Source organism: Mycobacterium sp. NPDC051804, assembly GCF_044452905.1.
Classification (GTDB): Bacteria; Actinomycetota; Actinomycetes; order Mycobacteriales; family Mycobacteriaceae; genus Mycobacterium.
On the sequence record NZ_JBITCD010000002.1, the window covers coordinates 830,354 to 851,652 of the forward strand.

Consider the following 21,299-nt stretch of genomic DNA (forward strand, 5'->3'; position numbering starts at 1 on the left):
TCTTCCGACGCCGAGGGTTACTAGCCAGCTTCCACCGACATCACGTTGGTGAGGCCGCTGATCTTGAGAACAGGCAGGAGTATCGGGTTGACGATCAGCCGGACGCGATCAGCATGGCCGAAAAGAACATCGATGGCAGCGCTGTCCAAGTACTCGACACCGGTGAGGTCGATCGTCAGCACACCGCCATCCTGCGAGGCCGGGGTCATGGCGTCGGCGATCGCCGTGGAAAACACATCGATATTGCTCACGTCGAGTTCGCCGGTCACACTCAGCACCGCCGTGCCGTCGTCACGGGCGCCAGTGCGGACGCTGACTGGAGTGGCCATCACGCGATCCTCGTGTACATCCGAACCGTCGTGCCGGTCTCACCCGGCTCAATGGTCACATCCTGCATCAGAGCGCGCATCAACATGATTCCTCGACCCCGGAAAGCATTGGGATCAGGCTGTATTGGTCGCCACGAGCCGGTATCGACCACCGTCAGGTGCAGGAGGTCCGCCAGAGCGGTCGCGCGCAGCAGCACCGTGCCGTCGAGATGGTCACGGTGGCCATGCTCGATGGAGTTGGCAACCGCCTCCCCCACCGCGATCAGCACATCCAGCGTCTGTTCGGGCTCCAGACCCGCGCGCGTCAGCCAGCCGCGCAACGCAGCTCGGGTGGTTGCAAGCTCGCCCACGTCGGCAGGGATCTCCACTTCGAGTGGTGCGGGTTGCCGATAAAGCAGGAGAGCGACATCGTCCTGATAGCCGCCATTCGGCGCGAGTCGAGACATGATCTCGTCGGCGAGACCCTCGAGCGCGGTGTCACGGTTGTCCTGAACGAGGTCGGTGGCTCGGCGGATCCCTAGGTCCAGCGATTCACGACGACGCTCGATCAACCCGTCGGTGTAGAGCAACAGCGTCGATCGTGCCGGCATGATCGCGCGGGCCTCGGGACGAGACACGTCGTACAGCAACCCGAGCGGAGTGGCCGCCGCACCGTCGAGCAGGTGCGTGGTGCGGTCAGCCGTGACCAGAATCGGCGGCGGATGACCGGCACTGGAATACACGATTTCTCCGGTGTCGGGACTCAGCACCGCGCAGAACGCCGTCGTGCATCGCGCGCCCTCCAGCCGCGCGGCGAACCGATCGAGAGCCGCCAGCGCGGCCGACGGACTCGGATACTCGAGCAACAGTGCGCGACAGGCGCTTCGGAGTTGGCCCATGACAGTCGCGGCCGCGAGCCCGTGACCGACGCAGTCGCCGACGATCAACGCGATACGACCGTCGTCCAGATTCACGACGTCGTACCAGTCCCCGCCGACATGCAGGGGCCGGGTGGCCGGCTGATAGCGCACCGCGAACCCACCCGACACGTGCGGACCGAGGATCGCGTGCTGCAACGCCAATGCGGTTTCACGCTGCTGATCGAGATGATGTGCACGCTGCAGTCCCTGGCCGAGACGCCCGGCCAACACGGTGAGCAGCGTGTGGTCCTCCGAGGTGAACGGACGTCGCTCCTCGAGTTCGACGAACATCACGAGTTCGCCGGCCGGGTGGCGCAGCGCGATAGCCGCCATTCCGGGATCCGTTGCGGCCGAGGAAAGTAAGTCGCCATCACGGTGTGCACGGATCACATCGCGAGCGCGAGATGTCAACTGATCCCACGACGCAGGCTCACCACTACACACGATCTCCGACGGGTCGGCGTCGGCCTCGTCGACTGGGAAGGTCACGGCCAGGACGCGGCGCGCCGACCAGACATTGCGAAACTCCTCCGCGGCCGCGCGCACGGCGTCGGGAAGGGAATCTGATTGTGTCAGTGCCTGATTGAGAGCTGCAAGTGCCGACTCGCGTTGCACGGCGTAATGCTCAGCGGTGACGTCGCGGAACGTGCCGACCATGACGTGACGGCCGGTGTCTGGATCGTCGACGTGATTGAAGGTAGCGGTGACCCACAGCCGGTGTCCGTCCCGATGGGTGGCGGGAACCGTCACCGTGCCATGCAGTTCCTTCAGGAGGGTCTCGAAGGCCTCCGACATCTGCTGATGGGCGTCGGGGTCTGCGTCGATCGACGGCCACCACGGATATGCGGGTTCGTACGGTAGATCCTCCACGCCGTACCCGAGGATGTCGGTGAACGCTGCGTTGATCTCGATCACTGCGCCGTTTTCGTCGCAGACGAAGAACGCTTCCTGCAGCGAATCGACCAGCGCGGTGCGCCATCGCGCGTGATGACTGCGCAGCCGCGCCAGCCCGACGTTGGCACGCACGCGCGCAAGCAGTTCCGCCGCCGCGAACGGTTTGGTGAGGTAGTCGTCGGCACCGGCCTGCAGACCGCCGATCGATGCCTCCTGTCCAGCACGTGCGGACAACAGCAGCACCGGGACCGCCGCCGTCCGCGGATCCGACCGCAGCGCCGCGACCAACCCCAGCCCGTCGAGCCGCGGCATCATCACGTCACTGACCACGATGTCGGGCAGGCTGGTGCGCACGGAGTCCAGCGCCTGTTGGCCGTCGGTGACCGCGTCGACGTCGTAGCCGTCGCTCCGCAGCAGCCGTAGCAGGTAGTCGCGCATATCGGCGTTGTCGTCCGCGATGAGCACGCGTATTGGCGTCCTCGAGTCGGGACCCAACGTGCCCTCACCGTGCTCATCCGACGCTTCCACGGCAGTTGACTCGGCGGGGATCCAGCGCAACGCCTCTTGCACAAAAGGTTGGGCCACAGCGGACGATGTCCGGCCCGCATCGGCGGTGGCGACTCGGGCGGCGGGCAGATTCGCGGCACCGAGGGGCAGACGAATGGTGAAGGTTGTCCCCACACCTTCGGTACTGCTGGCCACGATGCTGCCGTGGTGCAGGTCGACCAACTCCTTGACCAGAGCCAACCCGATGCCGCTGCCCTCGTTGGATCGTGCGCGAACATTTTCGATCCGGTGGAAGCGTTCGAACAACCGGGGTATCTCCGTGGCCGCGACGCCGATCCCCGTGTCCGCCACGGTGACCACCACTTCGTCGTTCTCGAGGTCGTTCTCGCGACGTACGCCGATCGCGATGCTGCCGTCGAAAGTGAACTTCAACGCGTTCGAGAGCAGGTTGAGGACCACCTTCTCCCACATATCACGATCGATGTAGACCACATCGTCGAGCGGCGGGCAGTCAACCACCAAAGTCAGTCCGGCACGTTCGACGGCCGAGCGGAACACGCTCGCGAGCTCGGCGGTGACGGTCGCGATATCGACCGGTACGAATTGCGCCTGGGTGCGGCCAGCCTCGATGCGTGAGAAATCCAGCAGCGAGTTGACGAGCTTGGTTAGGCGTAATCCGTTCCGCCACACGGTATCCAGTTCCTGGCGGGTCGGTTCGTCGAGATCTGTGCGACCGCGCATCTGGTCGACCGGATCGAGAATCAACGTCAAGGGTGTGCGGAACTCGTGGCTGATGTTCGAGAAGAACGTCGTCTTGGCGCGATCCAGTTCGGCCAGCTCTTCCGCCCGGCGCTGCTGGTCCCGGTAGCTTCTGGCACTGGCGATACCAGACGCGATGTGCCCTGCGACGAGCGAAACGAAGCCGCGATTGGCGTCATTCAATGGGCGATAGCGGTTCAGCGCGGCCACCAGGAATCCACTGGGTGTGCCGCCCTGCTGCAGCAACGGAACCACCAGCGCCGCGGTCGGCGGGTCGCGCCAATCCCCCGTCGGCAGGCTTGGCAATCCGGCGAGTTGTACCGACACTGTGTCGCCGTCCGCGGGCTCGTCGACCGGCCATGGCCAAGGGGCGCCCGCGGGTATGAGCGCAGGGGCGGCGGGATGGCCCGCGTCGATACCGCTCGAGCCGGCAAGCCGCGCATCGCCGTTGTCGTCGTACAGGTAGGTCAGGGTGAACGGGAGGTCGCGCAGGTTGTGACCGAGCTGGCGGTCGGCGAAACGAAGTGATTCTTCCTCGGTGCGCGCGACGCTTGGATCGGAGCCGAGTTCACGCAGCGTCGCCATCCGCCGCTCGCCGATCACGCGCTGTGTGTCCTCGCTGACCACACAGAGCATTCCGACGATCTGGTTTTCGTCGTCGCGCAGCGGGCTGTAGGAGAACGTGTGATACGTCTCCTCTGGGTATCCGGAACGTTCCAGGAACAGCAACAGCGCCGAGTCCCACGTCGCCTCTCCACTGGACAGGACGCTGTCGATTCGCGGCCCGATGTCGTCCCAGATCTCCGCCCACACCTCGCGGGCGGGTCGTCCCAGCGCCCACGGGTACTTACGGGCCAGGGTGTCGCGCCGATACGCGCTGTTACAGAAGAAGGTCAGATCCGGTCCCCAGGCCATCCACATCGAGAACCGAGACGACAGCAGGATGCCGACTGCCGTCTGAAGGCTCTGCGGCCATTGATGCGGTGGACCGAGCGGGGTGCCCGCCCAGTCCACCTGGGCGAGGTCGGCGCCGACTTCCCGGTCGGCGCTGAAGACGGCGGCAACGCTGAGGTGGTCACCGTCGGCATCGCTCATCTCAGTTTCCTTCGAGCGCGGCGGGGACGCTCGGATAGAGCAGAAGGACGCGGTCGAGCTTGGTGACTTGGATGGGACGCAGAACTTCGGGGTTGGGAGCCGCAATGCGGACGGTGGCTCCCGCGGACTGTCCGTGTTCGTGACATTCGAGGACGGAGTTGAGTCCTGCGCTGCCGAAATGCGTGACGCCCGACAGGTCGATGACCAGAAGTCGGGCCGGGTGGTCCAGAGCCCTCTTCAGTGCGGTGTCGAGATGGAATTTCAGGCTCGCGACACTCTCGGAATCGACATCACCGACGGCCGACACCACGACCGCGGCATCCCGCACATCCTGAGTCACTTCCAGTAACGCCACGTCTCCGCACCTGTTGCTAGCCGAATATTTGGTTGTTCGATACCCAATTCGGCGTCTGACCACACCATTAGTGATCTACGCCGCGCTCAATGCGCTCATGCGCGGTGAGCAAAAGGTGGTCGAACGACCGTCGCAAGTCGTCGGGATTGAAGTCCACGGTCATGAGTTCGTCGACTATCTGCGTTGCCAGCGCGCGCACTTTGGTGTTGGTGTGCTGCGAACGCCACAGCAAGAGCTCGAACGCCGCATTGGCGTCGATTCGGTAGACCAGCATCAGTGCGCCTTTGGCCTGCTCGATCGCGGCACGCGACTCCAACAGTTCCGGAAGTGAGGCATCGAGAGCCTGGCGGCGAGTCTGATCGAACGTGTCGGTCAAGTCGACGTAATAGCCCTCCGTTCCCACGACCGCGCCGTCCTCGTCGAGCATGCGGTCGGCGAGCACGATGACCGTGTGGACCCGACCGCCGGTGTCGATGAAGCGGTGGCGGCTCGAGAAGGATCCTCGAGAGAGCAGCGCATGATCGAGCGCGTCCTGGACGTGCTGCCGGTCGTCGGGATGCTTGTGGGACAGCAGCAACTCGGTGGTCGGCACGACCTCGCCCGGCTCGTAGCCATGCATTCGGGCGACCTCGTCGGACCATTCCCACGACTGTCCGACGAACCAGAACCGAAAACTGCCGACGTTGAGGTCCGGCGACACCAGCGCCGGCCGCTCTCCGCGGTGCGACACGCCGGGCTGGTGCATCGACCGATCATCGCATTAGTGCGCTCGTCAGCACAGATAATTCACGACGGTGTCAGGCGGGATGAACCTCCTCTACCGGGCCATTTACCCCTAAGCTCGTGGGGTGCGGAATGCATTCCATCAGCAACTCGAGGACCTGACCATCGGGATCGCCGACATGTGCGGCTCGGCAGGACAGGCGATGGAAACCGCGACCCAGGCCCTTCTACAAGCCGATCTGGTGCTCGCCGAACAGGTGATCACCGACCACGAGGTCATCCTGCAACGGGCGCGGAAGACCGAGGAAGAGGCGCTGACCGTCCTCGCGCTGCAGGCCCCAGTCGCCGGAGACCTGCGCGCAGTCGTCAGCGCGTTGAAGAACATCGCCGATGTCGACCGGATGGCGGCACTCGCGCTGCACGTCGCCAAGATCACGCGTAGACGGCATCCGCAAAACGTGCTCCCGGAGGAAGTCAACGGCTACTTCACCGAAATGGGCAGCATCGCGGTCGACATGGGAAGCAACGTCAAGCAGGTCGTGCTGACAATGGACACCCACCGCGCAGAACAGCTTGCGGACGACGACGACGATATGGACAACCTCCACCGCCACCTGTTCTCGGTACTCATGGACAGGGAATGGAAGCACGGCGTCGCCGCCGCGGTCGACATCACGCTGCTCGGCCGCTACTACGAACGATTCGCCGACCATGCGGTGGAGATCGGCCGTCGCGTCATCTTTTCGGCGACCGGGGAATCGGCGGTCTGAACCCGCCTGCGCGCTCAGACGGCGGCCGGACTCTGCTCGGTTCTCCGCCGTGTCCGCTCCCATGGCCAGGTGATGAGCGCCCACACGACGAGCACGATCGCCACCTCGATGAGCAGATACACCGGCCACGGGCCTAGGAAGTCCAATACCGATGCCGTGGGCGGTTTGCCATTGAGGTAGCCGTAGTTGGTTCCGACGATTGCGTTGAAGGTGAACGTAAAAGCTCCCCACACGAGGGTGGCGATGATCGCGAACCGGTAGTCGCGCCAGCTCGGCCGCATCCTCCGGCCCCACGTCAGATAGATGGCCGCCCATACGACGAGCACGTGCAGCGCGAAGAAGGTGATGAAGAGGTGGTGGGGAAAGTCTGGTGACCCTTCTGCTGCCGTGCCGACGTCCGGTGTGATCAACGCCTGCGAGCTGAGTACGAGGCACCAGTAGTACGTAAGCACAAACGCCCAATGTCGTTGTGTCCACAGGGCATAGACCGCAACCAGTTCCGCGACGTCGCACAGCTGCAGCGGTATCGACGTATCGAGGACGGGGCTCATCAGCTTGTACGTCAGCGCCACCAAGAACATCGCGAGGATGACGAGCGCGAAACCGCGGCTGAACAGTCGGGCCTGCGCTTCGCTCTGTTTGCGCCCACCCCAAACGAGCAACGCCGCGCCTATCGCGAACAACGCGAGCACGATGAGGTGCGACGGCCCGTAGGCGGTGAACTCTCGTTGTGTTGCCAATAGCTCCATCAGATCCCCTGTCTTGAAGAACCCTATTGCCTCGGGGCCGCGATGGCGCGACTTGTGGCAGATCGTGTCGCGCAAGCGCGCCGATGGCTTTGCAGCTAGCAGGTACAACCACCCCTGTCAGCCCGGATGACTCAGATGGCGCAATCGGCGAGTTTCATCGGCATGAAACCCGCAACCCCGTGCCGAGCAGTACTGCGCCTCGGCGGGCCGGCAAGTGTCGTTGCCGCGATCGGATCATCACCACGTATTGAAAATACCTGCGGCCTCGAACTTCTGGCGGTTCGCTGCGCCCGGCTACTTCCGCGGCAGACCCATGATCATCTGCGCGATGATGTTGAGCTGGATCTGTCGGGTCCCCCCGCCGATGAGCTCGGCGGGCAGGCGCAGGTACGGAGCGACGACTGCCGGCTCCGACCGTTCAACCAATGCGAGCGGGCCCGCCAACTCGAGGGTGGCTTTGAACGTGCGGCGCAACATGATGCTGGTGGCGACCTTGGCGATACTCGATGCCGGGCCTGCACTTTGTCCGTCGAGCAGCCGGATAGTCTCCCGCACACCGAGCGCCTTGATGGCATTGGTGTACGCGTCCAGTTCGCCGAGTGCGCACACCACGGCGTCTTGATCCGGCCCTGCGTTCGCGGCGAGAGTCCTCAGGGCGCCCGCGCGGTCGATGTGTACGTAGGCGCCGATCGCGACCCGTTCCTGGGCCATCGTCGCGATCGCGAGGCTCCAACCGTCCGTTGGCCCCCCGAGCAGCATCTCGTCGGGAACGAAGACATCAGCGAGGAACACCTCGTTGAAATGCGGTTCCCGATCCGCGGTCTTGATCGGCTGGATCTCCACACCGTCCGCGCGCATATCAATGATGAAATATCCAATGCCCTTGTGCTTCGGTGCGTCCGGGTCGGTCCTGGCCAGCAGGGCGCCGTAGTCGGCGTATTGCGCCGACGAAGTCCAGATCTTGTGACCGTTGATTCGCCAGCCACCGTCGACCTTCACCGCACGTGTGCTCAACGCCGCAAGATCGGATCCGGCACCCGGCTCACTGAACAGCTGACACCAGAGCAACTCGCCGCGTTGGGTCGACGGAATCAGTTGCTGCTGAAGCTGTTCGGAGCCCGAGCTGATGATTGACGGCAGAATCCACTCGGCAATGTTGAGCGAGGGCCGCACCAGGGCAGGGCGTTTGGCGAATTCGTCGTCGATGATCAGCTGCTGCAGCGGCGTCGCATCCACACCCCAGGGCGATGGCCAGTGTGGGGCCATCAGCCCCGCGTCGGCGATGAGCGTGCGTTGTGGCCCGCTGGCCAGATGATCGTAATCCCCGAGTGGGCTCGGTTTGTCGTTACGCAGTTCGAGCGCCCGGTCCAGGAGTTCGGCGATCCCGGTCCTGAAGTCCACTTCGGCCTCGCCGAGCTTCACCGACATGTCACGAACATGAGTCCCACTCAGCTCGCCCAATCGGCGCGACCAACCGGTGATCGGCCCCATCGAGGCGGCCAGGCTGGTTGCGCGCCGCCAGTGCAAGTGCACGTCGTGTTCCCACGTGAACCCGATCGCGCCGAACATCGTCAACGCATCGAGCAATAGTTCGGGCGCAGGCGAAACGGCCATGATGGCGGCCCCGGCGGCCGCAAGTTGCCGCTGCTCGGTCGGTTCGGCGACGGCGCGCACCGCGTCCCACGCTGCCGCAGCGGCCAATTCGCTGTTGACGAGCAGCATCGCCGCTTCATGCTGAAGCGCCTGAAACGTGCCGATGGGCTTGCCGAACTGTTCGCGGGTCCGCAGGTGCTCGGTTACTGCGTCCACCGCCCACTGCAACGCGCCGGCAGAAGCACAGGCGGATAGCGCGACGGCCGTGTCCCACGCCTCATCGTCGTGAATGCCGTTGAGCACCAGCGTATCCGGCACGTCGAGGTCGGCAAGATGCACGACACCGACGTCGATGGTCAGGTCGGTGCCGCCACGCGCCTCGACCGTGACTGAAGTGATGGTCGGATCTACGGTGAACCAGAGGGTCTCGCCGTCCTCACGCCGGGCCGCCGCCAGGATTACGCCGGCTGAACACAGTCCAAGGACGTCGCCCGACGATCCGGACACGCGCCATCCGCCGTCGATCACGGCGGCGCGTAGGTTGCCGGACTCCGGCAGCACGACCGTTGCGGTGGCCCCTGCGGCGAGATCGCTCAGCAGTTTCTGCACCGGGGGCACGTTCTCGGCCGAAAGCGCGATTGCGCCGGTGGTGACAGTCGGCAGCAGCGGGCCGGGCAACAGCGCTGTGGCCGCAGCCTCGATGACACAGGCCACGTCAACCAGCGAACCTCCCTGTCCACCAACGGATTCCGGCAGGTGGACCGCGTGAAAGCCTTGTGCGACAAGATCATCCCACCACTTGGGTAGCCTGCCATCGGCAATCGCGTCGAAGGAGCCGCGGGTAGCTTCTACAGCAGCGTGCCGTGCGGCAAAGCGACTAACCGCCTCTTCAAGTTGACCCTGCTCCGGGGTGATCCCGATGGGCACCGTCGCGCCGCCTTCCGTTCCAAACAAGACGGACCGTCTCGTCTTGTGGCAGACTACGGGTTGTCCGACGCACCGGCAACCGAGAGACGCGCCACATGGTCCGCCCCGCCACGACTCCGCGCCGACGCAGCGAGAAGTCACGCGTCGCGATCGTCACCGCAACGCAGGAGTTGCTGCTCGAGCGCGGGTTCGACGGGACGAGTATCGAAGCCGTCGCCGCCCGCGCACGCGTGGGCAAGCAGACCATCTACCGGTGGTGGCCCACCCGCCCCGCCCTGGTGGCCGACGTGCTGCTCGCCGATGCGGACAAGATCATCGCCCCGGTACAGCACACCGATGATCTGGTCGAGGATCTTGTCCGGTGGGCCGGCAAGCTCGCCGCGACGCTGACCACCGAGCGCGGATCGGCGATGTTGCGCATCCTCACGGTGGCCTGCATGGAGCATGAGGACACGGCGATCAGGCTGCGGGCAGGGTTCAGCGCGCCCCTGCTGGAAAGTGTTCGACTGCGTCTGCTCGCCGGCGGCGTCGACGAGCCCACCGCGACATCCGCAGCGGACGCGATCGTCGGGGCCGTCGTCTACCCAATCCTGTCCGAAGGTCGCACGTACGGGCGGGAACGGGCCGAGACGACGACGCGACTGATCATCGCGGGGCTGGCGATCTAACGGTTCATGCTCGCTTCGGTCACGAAAGACCATCGACCACCCACATCCGGCGACGCCAGTGATTGGATCGCCTGAGCGGCCCACATTGACGAACGGCCCGGAGGTCATATGGTGCCGGAGTTCATCACTCTGCTTGTGGTGGTCTCGGCCGCCGCCGCGCTGTGCGGCTACACCGCATCGGCGATTGCGCGGCGAAGGAGGCAGCGCCCTGAGCGATCTTTCATCGTGGGCGTCCTGTGCGGATTCACCGCGGGTGTCATCGTCCGCCGAAGGCGGCGAGATATCGGCCGCCTGGCCGCACGCACACTGCTTTCCCTGGCCCGACCTAATCAGCCGGGCTGGCAGGCGCAGCGGCCTCGTCGGCTTCCGTTGGCGTTGTTGCCTGTTCGGCGTTAGCGCGGCCAATGAACTCGAGTCCGGCGTGGATCGCCGCGCGGTGACGCAGGATGCGGTAGTGCGCCAAGCGCCCTAGCCCACGTGTGGTCACCAGGCTCGCGCCCGACCAGACGTCGACGATTCGCTGGCTCATTTCGTAGGGGCTGTCAGGGTCATCGGGGTCGTGCACCACCAGAAGTGGCGGCGGTTCATCGAGGGTGGGGGCAACTGCGGCAATGTCAGTGTCGTACAACGGCATCCTGCACCGCTTGTCCAGTCGGCGGTGCAGGCCACGGCGAATGCGCGGACCAAAGCCGTGGCGATCGGCGAATATGTCCAAGTACCAGGAGAAGTCGCCCATCGGGGCCAAGAACACCATCCGGTCCACGTCGGCGCCTCTGGAAACCGCAAGGGCAGCGGCTTTGGCGCCGAGGGAGTGTCCGATGATCGCGCGCGCCGAGCCGTGCTCGCGAACGAACGCTCTTACCGCTTCGGCGCATTCGACGATCGTCGTGCGCCCCGGCGCGAGATCTCCAGGCGCGGAGTCGTTGTGGCTGGGCAGGTCGAAAGCGATGACCCGGTGCCCGGCCTCGACCAGTGGTTTGACAAAGATGGCGAGGTGGGCGCGGCACCCACCCCACCCGTGGACCAGATACACCGGAGGTCCATCGCCCCATGCTTCCCCCGCGATCCGGTGCCCGGACCAGGCGGCTCCGACCGGCTCGCTCGGTGGAAGACCGGGTGGCATTCGCAGGCTCGCTTCCACGGCGGGCGGGGTGCACCAGAGCTCAATGGCCCATCGTGACCCGATCGCGGGCGCAAATCGCTCGAGCAGGCCGAGCGCCCGCCGCACGTTCGGCTCGATCGGTGGTTCGATGCCGGATCCCGCGTCATCCCGCGCCGGTCCGGATTCACCCACCATCGGCAACTCCCCTTTTGGCAACAGCGCGATATTACTCACGAGTAAGATAGGCGCGGCGGCCGGGTGGCCTATTGCTCGATTTGAATGACGATGCCGCGAATGTCACGTTTGAGGCGACCCTCCCAGCGGTAATCCGGGACACGAAGCGCTCAAATCCGAGTCGCTCGCGAATCGAAGGGAACGCATCATGGGTGCCGGAGACAAGATCAGCAACAAGATTGACGACGCCGGCGGCAAGGCCAAGGAAGCCCTCGGCAAGGCAACCGGCGACAAGAGCACCGAGAATGAGGGCAAGGTCGACCAGGCAAAGTCCAGCCTCAAAGATGCCGGCGAGAAGATCAAGGACGCGTTCAAGAGCTAGCCGGCATTCGAAATTGGCCCGCCGCCCCATAGGGGTGGGCGGGCCAATTCGTTGCCGGGGTTGGTCGGCCTAGACGGCGAGAAGTCGTTGGAAGAACTCGCGGTAGCGGGTCAGGGCCACACGCAGATCCTCGGTGGACGCATTCTCACCGCGCGCCCACTGCTCCTCGAGATGCGACCGCGCATCCGCGAAGCCCGTCGTGACCTGCGCGATGATTTCCTCGACCAGGGTATCGGCCTTCTGCACACATGCAGCAGGGTCGTCAACGAAGGCGGCCTGGATGTCATCCCATCGCGATCGAAGGGCGGAAGGGTCTGCAGCGAACAGCAATTCGTCCGTCGCCGGTTCAACGTCGGCGCTACGCGGAACCGTCTCCGTTTGCCCGGATTCAGGTTCGTTCGGCATCGTGGCCGGTGCTTCTGCGCCTTCGGGAGCCGTCTCCTGCGGCGCAGTCTCCGCACGCGGCGGTTCGGTTTGTGCTAGCGGCGCACTCTCGACCGGCGCGGAGAATTCCTCTCGTGCGCTTGAGAATTCGGGCTCGGCATGCGCCGCCGACATGGTTTCGGTGTGCTGGTCATGGGTGGTCATGCCGTCGCCTCCTTTGGCGTGTCATTCGCGACTGCGCGATTTGCGCCGAGTAACTCCTCGAAAAGCGCGCGATAGTGGACGAAAGCCTGACGCTGCGCCTCCGTGCCGATGTCGGCCTTCTCCTGCGCCAGGTGCAGGGTCCGCGCAGCCCGATAGTGCTCAACCGTTTCGGGGTGATCGACCGAGATGTCGGATGCACACTGGTCGAAATCGCTTATCGGATAACCACGCTCGCGCATGACCTCAATTACGAGCCTGTTTGCGTAGCCGACTGCGCTGGAAGGGTCGTCGATGAACGAGCGCTGAACCTCTTCCCACTGCTGCGTATACCGTCGGTGCGCGTCGGGTGACAGCTCGATGATGTCGAGCCTTTTCCTTTTCCGCTCACGCGCGACGAGCTCGTTTTCCGCGGCACGTTGATCGCCGGCGTTCTCGACGACACGCTCGTACTCCGCGCCGAAGTGTTCCTTCAAGCGTCTCGTCCTCCTGCGACTGGTCGCGGCGAGCACCGCGGCGAGTATCAAGGTCAACGCGATCAGAACGGCTGCTGCGATAAAGAACCAACTCCAGACGGGCATCTCTCCTACCTCCTTCAAGGCGGATACCCGACCGGTGCCTACGGAAACGTCAATTCTTTGCGAGGGGGCATTCCGGTGTAGGAGAGTTCGCCAACGGGGTCATCGAACGAGTGCTTCCAAGCCACTTTCCCCTGATCTCACCGTGGGGTCGTGACGATGTCGATTTCCGAAGTCAATGTCTGGTGAACGGGACAGCGTCCCGCGATCAGTATCAACCGTTGCCGCTGAGCGTCATCGAGATCGCCGATCAATTCGAGGTCGAGATCGATATGATCGATCATCCCGATTCGCGTCTCGCAGTCCGCACAATCTTGCGCGTGAATACGCGAGTGCCGCAACGTGACCCGTACCTGTTCGAGTGGCCAGTTTTTGCGTTTGGCATACATTCGGACCGTCATGGACGTGCACGCACCGAGTGCCCCGAGTAGCAGATCGTAGGGCGTGGGACCCGCATCTTCGCCGATCGGCCGCGGCTCGTCGGCAAGCAGTTCGTGCTCCCCGACCGTGATCCGTTGGGTGAGGGTCCCCGGGCCCACTCCCGTCACGACGGTCATTTCGGTCGGCGCCGGATCATGGATCGCCTCGGGTGATGTCATGCCCGACCTTATCGCCCAGCGCAGAGCCGAAATGGACCAATTCTCCGCCTACTGCGACGTCGCCTGCGACCCGCCACAACGTCGGGTCCAGAATGTGCGAATGCGATTCGGAAACTTCATGGCGCCCTTCCACCCCACCGGACAGAATCCGACGCTCGCCCTGGAGCGCGACCTCAAACTCATTGTGGCGATGGACGAGCTCGGATTCCACGAGGCGTGGGTCGGCGAGCACCATTCCGCCGGGTTCGAGATCATCGCCTCGCCCGAGGTGTTCATCGGCGTGGCCGCCGAGCGAACCAAGCACATCAAGCTCGGTACCGGAGTCAGCTCGCTGCCGTACCACAACCCTTTGATGCTCGCCGATCGCATGGTGCTGCTGGATCACCTCACGCGAGGCCGGGTCATGCTCGGCTGCGGACCGGGACAGCTCACGTCGGACGCGCACATGCTGGGGATCCCCGCCGATGAGCAGCGACCTCGCATGGAACAGTGCCTCGACGCGATCATGCGCCTACTCCGCGGCGAAACCGTCACCATGGTCACCGACGGATTCACCCTTCAGGACGCCCGGTTGCAGCTGAAGCCCTACAGCGACCCCTGCTTCGATGTCGCTGTCGCAGCGTCGTTCTCCCCCACCGGTCCGCGTGGCGCGGGCAGGCACGGGATCGGCATGCTCTCGATTGCGGCGACCGCAAGACAGGGAATGAACATGCTCGCTCACCACTGGTCCACGTGGGAAGAGGTCGCCGCGGACCACGGCCATGTCGCCGACCGCTCGAAGTGGCGACTCGTCGGCCCGATGCACCTTGCCGAGACTCGCGAGCAGGCTGAGCGCGACGTCGAGTACGGCATCGCGGAGTTCTCGCGCTATTTCAGTCACATCCTTCCCGCCGGGCCCGTCCAGGGCGATACTCCGGCGGAGATCATCGCCAACAACCGCGAGTCCGGTTTCGCGGTGATCGGGACACCCGAGGACGCGGTGGCCAAAATCGAGGAACTCGTTGAGGCGAGCGACGGCGGATTCGGTGCTTTCCTCCTGTTCGACCATGACTGGGCACCACCCGCCGCGAAGCTCAAGAGTTATGAACTTTTCTCGCAGTATGTGATCCCGCATTTCACCGGGCAACTCGATGGACCGGCATCCTCGGCCGACTGGGTGGCCGCAAGCGGAACCGAGTTCGTCGACCGCGCGTCGCACGCTATCGGCAAGGCGATCGAGGATCACGCGGCCGAGCGGGCGGCGCGCCCTGCGACATAGGGGCGCATCGAACAACAATTCTCGCGGCTCACGGCTTCACCGCGATTCGCCAAAGCCCTCGCAGCGCGCCAGTGGAATGGGAGCGCCTCTCAGCACTTTGCCCGCCCGCGAGGGCAGAATTTGCAGGAGCGGGCGCTCAATCGGCGGCGAGCTGAGGTATCGGCACGGCGTTGGACGACTGATGACCACCTCAGCAACACCAACGGACCGGCGATAGCAGACTGGCTGCCGCGAAGTGGCGAAGCTCACCGGAGCGCTGGAAGACGTAGACCGCCGCAAGGGCTGACTGTGGTGTAAATTCACGCCAGTCCGCTTCGTGACTTGGGAAGTACCGGTTCTTAGCTGCGATTTCTTCGCAAATCGGACACTTGGGCGATAGCCGAGCCGGTGCGCGAAGCAAACCCTAATTAGTCGATCGAATCTCTTGCGCCTAAGGTTAGCCTCAGCTAATCTTCAGCTGCCATTTGGCAAATTCACAGGCACAACAGGAGACAACGTGCAACTCGCAGTTCATGCCGGCCCGCCGGTTTACGATCTGTCGCCCAGCCACTCGCCGTCGACTCGCCGCAGCTCCAAGTTCATGGTTGCTGGCGTCGCGATGGCCAGCGCCGGCGTGATCGCGGTCAGCCCGGTAAGCCCCCCTCTGCCCACAATCCAGGACGTCCAAGAGCGCGTGGCGCACGCGGCGGTTCAGCTCACGGCAGCGGCCAACCCGCTCGTCGTGTGGCAAGAAACAATCGCCACATCGTTGGCCAATCTGCAGACCTTGGCGACCGGGGCCCAGGGCGCATTCGGAGAGCTCGGAGAGCAGTTGGCCACTGGCTATATCTTCCAGGAGATCGCCAACGTCTTGGTGCTCAATACCCTCAATCCAGGCCCGCTGCTGGATGCGGTCCTGAACTTCCAGACGCGCTTTGGTCCCACGATCGATAAGGGTCTGAACGACACGCTCACGGGACTTGGCACAGCGCTGCAGCAGTTGCCGGGTGTCGTCCAGGAGTCACTGACGTACTTGTCGCAGGGCCAGTTCACCGAGGCCTTCACGAAGATCAACGGCTGGTTCGTGCTCCGGGTCCTGGGCGGAGTTCGCCCACTGATCAACGTCATCAACGTCCCCGGTCAGTTCGTTGGGTCACTGCCGGGTGTGGAGAAGCTGGACGACCTGATCAATGTTCTGAACGAGTTCGGCCTCGCCAAGGCCATTTTCGAACCGCTCATCGGCGGCGTTCTGCAAACAACCTACATTTTGGACGCCACGCGGGCCGCACTCGAGGCCGGTGACATCGAGACCGCAGCCGGCGAGCTGGTGAACTTGCCGGCCAAGGTGGCCAACGCCGTACTCAATGGGATCGTGCTGCCCGGCACCACCACGCAGTGGCAGGGTCTGCTCAGGGGCGGCCTCGGCACCTTCCTCTTTGTGACACTGCCCACCACGATCGCCACAGCGTTGACGCCTCCGGTCGCGGCGCCGACCACCCTTGCCGACTTCGGGCCGACTGGTTTGAACTTCGGCGGTGGTGATCTCCTCACGATCAACACCGGTCTCGAGGGCGACGGCACGGGCACCGGCACCGGCGAAGGCACCGGCACCGGCGAAGGCACGGGCACCGGCGAAGGCACGGGCACCGGCGAAGGCACCGGCACCGGCACGGGCGAAGGCACCGGCACCGGCGAAGGCACCGGCACCGGCACGGGCGAAGGCACCGGCACCGGCGAAGGCGAAGGCACGGGCACGGGCACCGGCGAAGGCGAAGGCACGGGCACGGGCACGGGCACCGGCGAGGGCACCGGCACCGGCGAAGGCACCGGCACCGGCACGGGCGAAGGCACGGGCACCGGCGAAGGCACCGGCGCCGGGACGGGCAACGGCTCGGGTTCGGGCAACGGCAGCGGCAGCGGCAACGGCTCGGGCTCGGGCAACGGCTCGGGCAACGGCTCGGGCTCCGGCAGCGGCTCGGGCAACGGCGCGGGCTCCGGCAGCGGCAACGGCTCGGGCTCCGGCAGCGGCAACGGCTCGGGCTCCGGCAGCGGCAGCGGCTCGGGCTCCGGCAGCGGCTCGGGCTCCGGCAGCGGCTCGGGCTCCGGCTCCGGCAGCGGCTCGGGCTCCGGCAGCGGCTCGGGCTCCGGCTCCGGCAGCGGCTCGGGCTCCGGCAGCGGCTCGGGCTCCGGCAACGGCTCGGGCTCCGGCAACAACTAAATAGGTACGAACCGACGGCCCCCTCGGAAACGAGGGGGCCGTCTTTCGTCGTGGGTGAGTTTGGGATCAGCAAGTGAGTTCGCGCCGAGAAAGCCCACCAGACCGGCGACAGCTTATTGGGATCGGTAGTCCCCGGGGCTCTATTTACTCATCGTCATCACCGGCGCCGCGCAAGTGGCGCCATGACTCGCAGGAAAAGCGGCACGATACGAAAGGAGCCAGCCGTGAACGCACAACTCACTATTCACACCGTCGCCCAGGCGACGCCGCAGGGAACCCGCGCGGCTGGCCTCTACGCGCTGAAGCCATGGTTCACCGGGCGCATGACGTTCATCGTCAACGCCGCCGTCGCTCGGAAGGTGTCCCCGGACGCCTTCACCGCCGCAGGCGTCGTCGCGGCTGGTGCCGCCGGAGTCGCGGTCGCATTCGGGTGCTGGCCGCTCGCCGCGGTGTTCATGGTCCTGCGCCTCGCCGGTGCCAACCTCGACGGCGCAGTCGCCCGTGCCCGCGGCGTGAGCCGGCCGTGGGGTTTTGTCGTCAACGAGATCGGCGACCGCACCGCGGATCTGCTGGCCTTCGCAGGCCTGGCGGTATGGGCCGCGCAACAGCACGGTCCCGGCATGAACTGGTTGTCCTGGCCGGTGCTACAGGTCGCGGTAGCCGCGCTGGCCGCGACGCTCCCGACCTTCGCATCGCTGGCTGCGGCCGGCGCAGGCGCAACCCGGCGCAACGGCGGCCCACTCGGCAAGACCGAACGTTGCCTCTTCGTGGTGCTGGCCACCGCTTTTCCGGGCATCATGCCGTTCATGCTCGGGCTGCTGGTGACCGGTTCACTGATCACGACAGTGCTGCGCCTGCGGGCCGCGCACCGTGAGCTGACCGCTCAGCCAGCCGCCGATGTCGTCGCGTTCGAGCGCTTTGTGCGCGGCGAGGCCGCGTGACATGGAGATCATCAACTCAATCGTCGAGCGGTACTTGTGGTTCGTTCACCTCGATCGGCGGATGCCTCTAAACGTCGACCTGGGTCCGCTGCACATCCACCTCCACTCCCGCGCCGTGTTCTTCATGTGGGTCACCGCGGCGCTCCTGGCGCTGGCCGGCATCGCGGTGCTCGCCTCACGCAAGCCGGAGTTGATCCAAAAATGGCGAACCTGGGTGCTGATCGCGCCCATTGTCGGCTTTCCGATGTGGATCGGCGAAGGCACCACCGCCGGACTCGCCGCGGTATTGGCGATCGTCGCGACGGTCGAATATTCGCGACTGACGCAACTGGCGAAAGCTGATACCTGCGTCCTCCTCGCACTCGCCTTGCTCTACCCGGTCGCGGCGTGGTTGCGCCCCTCCCTATTGCATCTCGCGCCCGTCGTTCTACTCCTGTGCGCGCTGCCGTCGGTGCTCGGCGGCGATGTCGAGAACGGCTCCAAGCGCACGGCTTTCACCGCTTTCGGGTCGGTATGGATTTGCTGGTCGCTGTCGCACCTGGTGATGGTCTGGCCCGATTCGTTCCTGCTGTGCTTCGCGGTAGCGGCCACGGATGTCGCCGCATGGTGTGGCGGAAAGGGCTTGCGCCGCATCGCGTGGGCACGCCGTCCGCTGTCTCCTTTGAGCCCCAACAAGACGCTCGGCGGGTTGGTGGGCGCCATCATCGGGGCGTTCATCATCCTCACTCTGCTGGGCACCATTTCGGTCGGCCTGTTGATCGCGGTCTCCATCGGCGGGGTGTTCGGCGACCTTCTCGAGTCCATGTTGAAGCGGCAGGCGAAAGTCAAGGACGCCGGCGACTGGCTGCCGGGCTTCGGCGGCCTGCTCGACCGGATCGATTCGCTGTTGCTCGTCCTCCCGTTGGCGTACTTCCTAGGATGAACACTCACATGATCTCTCCGACAGCGCCCGCGATCACCATTCGCTCCGGCGGTTGGCAACGCACCTTCACCGCGGGTCGCGACGTCGTCGTCGGACGTGATATCCACGCAGACGTTCGCATCCCCCATTCGGCGGTATCTCGCTCGCATGTGATCCTGCGCTACCTCGACGGGGGCTGGGTCGCGGTCGACGACAACAGCTTCAACGGAATGTTCGTCGAAGACCAACGCGTGCAGTCCGTCCAGATCAACGACGAGCGCGTCATTCATCTGGGCGCCCCCGAGGGTCCGCGCCTGACTTTCGAGCTCGGTACCGCACCGCCTGCGGATGACAGCCCCACGCAATCAAGGGATTCCATCACGATCGGACGTTCAGCGGACAGCGATATCGTGGTACCTGACGTGTTGGCCTCGCTTCATCACGCCGAGTTGATAACCACGGGCCTGGGCGTGCAGCTGCAGAACACCGATGGCAGAGGCACATTCGTCAACGGCGAGAAGGTCACCGATGCAGCACTCGGCGAAGACGACATAGTGACGATCGGAAACGTCGACTTCGTCTTCACCGATGGCGCGCTGACTCGTCGCACTCAGCCGGCCACCACAACGGGCGGACTCGAGGTGCGCGATGTGAGCCTCGCGATCGAACACGATGCCGTTCTGCTGGACAGGATTTCGTTCGACGCCCGCCCGGGCACGTTGACGGCGGTGATCGGCCCCTCGGGCTCAGGCAAGTCGACTCTGTCCCGCGTGATCGTCGGCGCTGCCCGGCCAACCGGCGGCTCCGTGTCATTCGACGGGCGCGATCTGCACGACGGGTACGCGTCGTTGCGCAGCCGGATCGGCATGGTACCCCAGGACGACATCGTGCACGGTCTCCTCACCGTCGCGCAGGCGATGGCCTTCTCCGCGGAACTGCGGATGCCCGCCGACACCACCGACGCGGATCGTCGGCAGGTGATCACCCAGATACTCGAGGAACTCGAGTTGTCCGATCATGCCGCGACCCGCATCGACAAGTTGTCAGGAGGGCAACGCAAACGCGTGTCGGTCGCGTTGGAGCTGCTGACAGGGCCGTCGCTGCTGGTGCTCGACGAGCCAACGACGGGGCTGGACCCCGCGCTGGACCGGGCGGTCATGGCGATGCTGCGGCGCCTCGCCGACGCCGGCCGCGTCGTCGTGGTCGTGACGCATTCGTTGGCGTTCCTCGATGCGTGCGATCAAGTGCTGCTATTGGCGCCTGGCGGTAAGACCGCCTTCTGCGGAGCGCCCGACGATCTCGAAACGGCGATGGGCGCGACCGACTGGGCGGACATCTTCACGATCGTGAGCACGGATCCCGACGGCGCTCAGCGACGGTACTTCGAACGCACGGGATCAACTGCCGAGGAAAAATCGAGCTCTGAGGACACCGTGCTGCAGGTCGCGGCCGGTCCTGCGGTGCAGGCACCGCAACCGGCACCAATTGGCGCGTGGCGCCAGTTCACGACAATCGCCCGCCGGCAGGTGCGGCTCCTGATCGCCGACCGCGTATACCTCGTCTTCCTCGCGGTGTTGCCGTTTCTCGTCGGTCTGCTGCCGCTGACGGTCGCAGGCGACGCGGGATTTGGGCATCCGCCCTCGGACGGCTCCGCACCCCTTGAACCCAAGCACGTCATCGCGTTGATCAGCTTCGCCGCCATCCTGATGGGGACGACGCTCACCGTGCGGGACCTCGTGGGCGAGCGCGCCATCTTCCGGCGCGAGCAGTCGGCCGGGTTGTCGGCCTCCGCCTATCTGCTGGCCAAGATCGCAGTCTTCGGCGCGGTCGCGGTGCTTCAATCGGCCGTCTTGGTTCTGGTCGTCACGGCACCTGGGTTCGGCAAGCCTGGGCCGTCAGCGGCGGCCGCGCTTGGCATCCCCGCGCTGGAACTGTTCGTTAACATCGCGGCGACATGCGTGGTCGCCGCGGTGCTGGGGCTTGCGTTGTCGTCGCTCGCGCGAACCAACGATCAGGTCATCGTGCTCCTCGCGGTGGCGCTGGTGACGCAGCTGGTGTTCGCCGGCGGATTCATCCCGGTGACGGGACGGCCGCTGCTGGAGACCATCGCGTGGATCATGCCGGGGCGCTGGGGTTTCGCGGCCACTGCGTCGACGGCGGATCTGAGCAATCTCGTAGTCGGGATCGCCCAGGACTCACATTGGCAGCACTCGGCGTCGGCGTGGCTCTTTGACATCGTCATGCTGGGCGTGCTGGCAGCCCTCCTCGCCGGCGTCGCGCGGTGGAGGCTGCGCCTGCCTGCCAGATAAGGTTT

General features: G+C 65.1%; 18 protein-coding genes. 8 read left to right on the forward strand and 10 right to left on the reverse strand.

The features are described from left to right. Positions 1-20 precede the first annotated feature (20 nt). From ACIA48_RS09735 to ACIA48_RS09750, 4 genes are all read right to left on the reverse strand, one after another. Positions 21-329 (reverse strand): STAS domain-containing protein, encoded by a 309-nt coding sequence (locus tag ACIA48_RS09735; RefSeq protein WP_396730143.1) that lies wholly within the window; start codon positions 327-329, stop codon positions 21-23. After that, positions 329-4,483 carry a SpoIIE family protein phosphatase gene (locus tag ACIA48_RS09740; protein ID WP_396730144.1) on the reverse strand — a complete coding sequence of 1,385 codons (4,155 nt, stop codon included), beginning with the start codon at positions 4,481-4,483 and terminating at the stop codon, positions 329-331. Before ACIA48_RS09740 ends, ACIA48_RS09735 begins: the two co-directional genes overlap by 1 nt. 1 nt (position 4,484) lies before the next feature. Then, entirely contained in the window at positions 4,485-4,838 is a 354-nt protein-coding gene (locus ACIA48_RS09745; RefSeq protein WP_396730146.1) for an STAS domain-containing protein, read from the reverse strand. 67 nt (positions 4,839-4,905) lie between these two features. After that, the gene (locus tag ACIA48_RS09750) at positions 4,906-5,583 is read right to left on the reverse strand and encodes a PAS and ANTAR domain-containing protein (protein WP_396730148.1); all 678 of its coding nucleotides are present in this window, start codon (positions 5,581-5,583) and stop codon (positions 4,906-4,908) included. A gap of 103 nt (positions 5,584-5,686) precedes the next feature. On the opposite strand from ACIA48_RS09750, the gene phoU reads away from it, so the two are divergent. Then, the gene (gene phoU, locus ACIA48_RS09755; protein WP_396730150.1) at positions 5,687-6,331 is read left to right on the forward strand and encodes a phosphate signaling complex protein PhoU; all 645 of its coding nucleotides are present in this window, start codon (positions 5,687-5,689) and stop codon (positions 6,329-6,331) included. 14 nt (positions 6,332-6,345) lie between these two features. On the opposite strand, the gene ACIA48_RS09760 is transcribed toward phoU, so the two are convergent. Next, positions 6,346-7,080: a TIGR02206 family membrane protein gene (locus ACIA48_RS09760; RefSeq protein WP_396730152.1), complete on the reverse strand. Its 735-nt coding sequence runs from the start codon at positions 7,078-7,080 to the stop codon at positions 6,346-6,348. Positions 7,081-7,374: 294 nt separating this feature from the next. After that, positions 7,375-9,600: an acyl-CoA dehydrogenase family protein gene (locus tag ACIA48_RS09765; protein ID WP_396730154.1), complete on the reverse strand. Its 2,226-nt coding sequence runs from the start codon at positions 9,598-9,600 to the stop codon at positions 7,375-7,377. 95 nt (positions 9,601-9,695) lie between these two features. On the opposite strand from ACIA48_RS09765, the gene ACIA48_RS09770 reads away from it, so the two are divergent. Next, positions 9,696-10,268 carry a TetR/AcrR family transcriptional regulator gene (locus tag ACIA48_RS09770; protein WP_396730156.1) on the forward strand — a complete coding sequence of 191 codons (573 nt, stop codon included), beginning with the start codon at positions 9,696-9,698 and terminating at the stop codon, positions 10,266-10,268. Between the two features lie 325 nt (positions 10,269-10,593). Here the strand turns inward: ACIA48_RS09770 and ACIA48_RS09775 are convergent, their stop codons facing one another. Then, entirely contained in the window at positions 10,594-11,565 is a 972-nt protein-coding gene (locus ACIA48_RS09775) for an alpha/beta fold hydrolase (RefSeq protein ID WP_396730158.1), read from the reverse strand. A gap of 187 nt (positions 11,566-11,752) precedes the next feature. Here ACIA48_RS09775 and ACIA48_RS09780 point away from each other — a divergent pair, with 187 nt between their 5' ends. After that, a complete protein-coding gene (locus tag ACIA48_RS09780; protein ID WP_396730160.1) occupies positions 11,753-11,926 on the forward strand; it encodes a CsbD family protein in 174 nt (57 codons plus the stop codon). Positions 11,927-11,995: 69 nt separating this feature from the next. Here the strand turns inward: ACIA48_RS09780 and ACIA48_RS09785 are convergent, their stop codons facing one another. The 3 genes from ACIA48_RS09785 to ACIA48_RS09795 form a co-directional block, all read right to left on the reverse strand. Then, positions 11,996-12,514 (reverse strand): hypothetical protein, encoded by a 519-nt coding sequence (locus tag ACIA48_RS09785; RefSeq protein WP_396730162.1) that lies wholly within the window; start codon positions 12,512-12,514, stop codon positions 11,996-11,998. Further along, entirely contained in the window at positions 12,511-13,092 is a 582-nt protein-coding gene (locus ACIA48_RS09790; RefSeq protein ID WP_396730163.1) for a hypothetical protein, read from the reverse strand. Before ACIA48_RS09790 ends, ACIA48_RS09785 begins: the two co-directional genes overlap by 4 nt. Positions 13,093-13,229: 137 nt before the next feature. Continuing rightward, positions 13,230-13,688: an OsmC family protein gene (locus ACIA48_RS09795; protein ID WP_396730165.1), complete on the reverse strand. Its 459-nt coding sequence runs from the start codon at positions 13,686-13,688 to the stop codon at positions 13,230-13,232. 100 nt (positions 13,689-13,788) lie between these two features. Here ACIA48_RS09795 and ACIA48_RS09800 point away from each other — a divergent pair, with 100 nt between their 5' ends. The 5 genes from ACIA48_RS09800 to ACIA48_RS09820 all read left to right on the forward strand — a co-directional run bounded on the left by ACIA48_RS09800 (position 13,789) and on the right by ACIA48_RS09820 (position 21,294). Further along, positions 13,789-14,946, forward strand: coding sequence for an LLM class flavin-dependent oxidoreductase (locus tag ACIA48_RS09800; RefSeq protein WP_396730753.1), 1,158 nt, complete (start codon positions 13,789-13,791; stop codon positions 14,944-14,946). 496 nt (positions 14,947-15,442) lie between these two features. After that, the gene (locus ACIA48_RS09805; protein ID WP_396730167.1) at positions 15,443-17,143 is read left to right on the forward strand and encodes a hypothetical protein; all 1,701 of its coding nucleotides are present in this window, start codon (positions 15,443-15,445) and stop codon (positions 17,141-17,143) included. Between the two features lie 224 nt (positions 17,144-17,367). Continuing rightward, positions 17,368-18,084 carry a CDP-alcohol phosphatidyltransferase family protein gene (locus ACIA48_RS09810; RefSeq protein ID WP_396730169.1) on the forward strand — a complete coding sequence of 239 codons (717 nt, stop codon included), beginning with the start codon at positions 17,368-17,370 and terminating at the stop codon, positions 18,082-18,084. Between the two features lies 1 nt (position 18,085). Next, positions 18,086-19,006 (forward strand): phosphatidate cytidylyltransferase, encoded by a 921-nt coding sequence (locus ACIA48_RS09815; RefSeq protein ID WP_396730170.1) that lies wholly within the window; start codon positions 18,086-18,088, stop codon positions 19,004-19,006. 8 nt (positions 19,007-19,014) lie between these two features. Next, the gene (locus ACIA48_RS09820) at positions 19,015-21,294 is read left to right on the forward strand and encodes an ATP-binding cassette domain-containing protein (protein ID WP_396730172.1); all 2,280 of its coding nucleotides are present in this window, start codon (positions 19,015-19,017) and stop codon (positions 21,292-21,294) included. Positions 21,295-21,299 lie beyond the last annotated feature (5 nt).